The organism is Alcanivorax sp. HI0044 (assembly GCF_001634945.1).
In genome coordinates, this window is the sequence record NZ_LWEZ01001404.1 from 1 (window position 1) to 3,332 (window position 3,332).

Here is a 3,332-nt window from a genome sequence, read left to right on the forward strand (position 1 = left end):
GGACGTGGCCACCCTGGTACTCGGCTACCTGACCCGCCCCCTGGACGGCCCCACTAGTCAGGCCGCCTGACAGCCCCAGCCCCCCGGGCACCGCCTCTAAGCACCTCACCTCCGGAAAAGCCTGACGCCTCAGGCTTTTCCGTTTTGTATCCCCATGAAAAGAAACTGTCACCAATACTGACAATAACGCTACAGCATCGCCCCCTCCTTAATGTGCACACTCGTACCAACTAATAAAGGTACCTGCTCCAGCAGCAGCACAAACAACAACAACGGCGCCTGTCATGGGCACCATAAAGGGGTTAGCAATGTTTTCACTCAGCCAGGCTCCCGCCTTTGTCTCTTACCGGCTTCCACTGGCATTACTGCTCAGCGCCAGCCTGCTTGGCGCCTGTGGCGGCGGAGGCAGCAGCAACGCCCCGGCCGTTGCCGGTGACGCCCCCACCACCCCGGAAACGCCCAGGGAGCCGGAAACCCCGGACCCGACACCAGAGCCAGAGCCGCAGCCCGAGCCCCTCAACCGCTACCAGTTCGCCAATGGCTGCTACACCCTGCAAAGCCAACAACAGTTTCTGGTCAGCAATGACGGCAACTATGGGCTGAGCAACAATGCCAGCAACGCTACCCCCTTCTACATGAAGCCCACCGACCTGGGCCGCTACCTGCTGCTTTCCGATTATCAACGTGATCCCGGCAGTGCCGGCAGCAAACAGTTGCTCGGCATCAGCGATCCAGCCGGAGAGTTTCTTGACCAGAGCGGCAACTTTGTCGGAGAGCTGAGCTATCTGGTATCCGGACTGGGCGATACCCTCAATCTGGTGCTGGACCCGGTTGCCCCCCTCGGTGGCCTGCTGCGTGAACTGGGCGAAAGCCTGGGGGGTATCGGTACCGGGCTGGGTGACACCAATATCCAGCCCAGCCTGGCCATGGTCGATGACGCCAACGATCTGGCGGTCTGGAACCTGAACCGCAGCGACGGCGACACCTTCACCCTGGCCTCCAACGTGACCGGCCTGCTGCTCACTGCCGGCGACGACGGCCTGACTCTCACCTCCCCGCAACTGGAAGCGGACAATAACCGTTTCACCCTGGCACCCAGCGACGGATGTAGCACTTACCCGGAAGCCGAACTCAACGCCGCCGTCGCGGATGACGGCCCGGCCAATTACCTGACCCAGGTTCCCCGTTTCCAGAATGTGAACGGCCTGGACGACGATGACATCTTCGGTTTCGTGGATGCCCACAGCCATATTTCTGCCTACGAATTTATCGGCGGGCGGGTGAACTACGGCGACCCCTTCCACAAGTTCGGGGTCGACCATGCCCTGCACGACTGTGCCGTCAACCATGGCCCCCAGGGGCTCACCGGGCTAATCGAACAAGTCACCAGCAACCCCGGCCCCCATGAAACCCGGGGCTGGCCGGACTACCCCTTCTGGCCCCGCAGCAACTCCCTGCAACACCATCAGAGCTACTACAAATGGATTGAACGGGCACACCTGGCGGGCATGAAAATTCTCGTCAACCACCTGGTGCATAACGAGATTCTCTGCCAGCTCAATCCACAGAAACAGAATGACTGCGACACCATGGCCGCCATCGAAATGCAGGCCACCCAGATGCATCGCATGCAGGATTACATCGACGCCCAGAATGGTGGGCCCGGCAAGGGCTGGTTCCGCATCGTCACCGATCCCGCCCAGGCCCGGCAGGTGATCGGCGACGGAAAAATGGCGGTCATTCTCGGCGTAGAAGCGTCCAAGGCACTCAACTGTGGCGAGTTTCTCAATGCCCCGGAATGTACCCGCGAAGAAATCGTAGAACGACTGGATCGTCTCTACGCCATGGATGTGCGCAGCCTGTTCCCGGTGCACAAATTCGATAACGCCTTCGGCGGCCACTTGCCCGATCTGTCAGAAGGCGTGGGTATCGGTGCCGTCCTGTATGGTGGCAACCTGTTGGAAACCGGGCATTTGGTGGAATTTGAAGACTGCCCGGACCATGACCATGAAGGGGACGCGATTGCGCTGGACAACCCGCTTCAACCCCTGGGCATTTTTGACCAGCTGCTATTTCAGATCGACTACGTCGGCGACCGCTTCCCGGCCACCCCGGAAGAGTTCGCCGCCTACGATCCGCGCCGCGGCACCGACCATCTGTGCAACACCCGCGGCCTCACCGACCTGGGTTTTTTCCTGATCGAAGAACTGACTCGCCGCGGCATGATGATCGAGATTGATCACATCAGCCGCAAGGCCGCCACCCAAATCCTCGACCTCACCGGCGAACGCGATTACCCGATTATCAACAGCCATGGCAACTGGACCGGCACCGAAGCCCTGCGCGACCAGATCGCCAGCCAGGGGGGCGTGACGGCGTCCTTCGGTAGCGTGCGCGGCAACTGGGTAGACCAGCTGACCCGCGACGGCAACCGCCCCCGCGACCCGGCCTTCAAGGTTGGCCCCTTCGGTGGCGCCCCGTTTGCGTCTGACGTCAACGGCATTGCCAATCTGGCCGGCAACCCCGGCACACCCGATCAGGAAGCCGAGCTTTATCCCTTCACCTCGGTGGATGGCCGCGTGCAATTCGACAAACAAACCACCGGTGACCACGCCTTCAGCCTTTACGAAGGCCGGGGCGTGGCGCACTACGGACTCTATGCGGACCAGATAGCCGACATGATGCTCAACAGCGATCGCCCGCAAGAAGAAATCGACGACGCGGTGAACCAGCTGTTCACCTCGGCAGAAGCCTACATACGCATGTGGGAACGACTGGAGCAGGCCGCTCAATAGCGGCCATCAATCCGGCACATGAAACAGCGCGCTTTTCGGGAAGCAGAAACAAAAAATGACAACGGGGAACTGACCATGAACATCAACCGATTCTGGCCTGCCATCGCACTGGCAGCCACTCTGGTACTCACCGCGTGCGGAGGCGACGGCAGCAATACACCGGCAGCCAACAACCCCGCCACACCCAACAATCCTGACAACGGCGGCGATGATGGCGGGGGGGATGATGACGGCGGCGACGATGGTGGCACAGGCACCGATCCGGATGATGGCGGAGAAACGCCCCCCGATACCGTTGGCCGAACGTTCCTCATCAGCCCCGGTGAAGACGCCACCGAAGACATGGTCAATGCCATGGTCCAGCTACGTCCAAAAGACACCCTGCAATTCGAGTGCGGCTACTTCGAACTGGACCAGGGTATCTTGATCCAGGCCACCGAAGATGTGTTGATCAAAGGTTGCGGCAAAGACGAAACCATTCTGTCGTTCAAGGACAGTGTCAACGTGACCGGCCTGGAAGCCCTGAACATTCGCGGC

The 3,332-nt window shown here is 60.6% G+C and carries 1 protein-coding gene and 1 pseudogene; both read left to right on the forward strand.

The window, feature by feature from the left end; genetic code table 11:
- Nucleotides 1-308: 308 nt before the first annotated feature.
- The gene (locus A3730_RS20685; protein WP_063538821.1) at nucleotides 309-2,795 is read left to right on the forward strand and encodes a membrane dipeptidase; all 2,487 of its coding nucleotides are present in this window, start codon (nucleotides 309-311) and stop codon (nucleotides 2,793-2,795) included.
- Between the two features lie 75 nt (nucleotides 2,796-2,870).
- Nucleotides 2,871-3,332, forward strand: a pseudogene (locus A3730_RS20690) (hypothetical protein); the annotation flags it as partial.

Bases quoted from the DNA above. Each gene is read 5' to 3' on its own strand.
- A3730_RS20685 (WP_063538821.1), top strand. From the start codon at position 309: ATGTTTTCACTCAGCCAGGCTCCCGCCTTTGTCTCTTACCGGCTTCCA.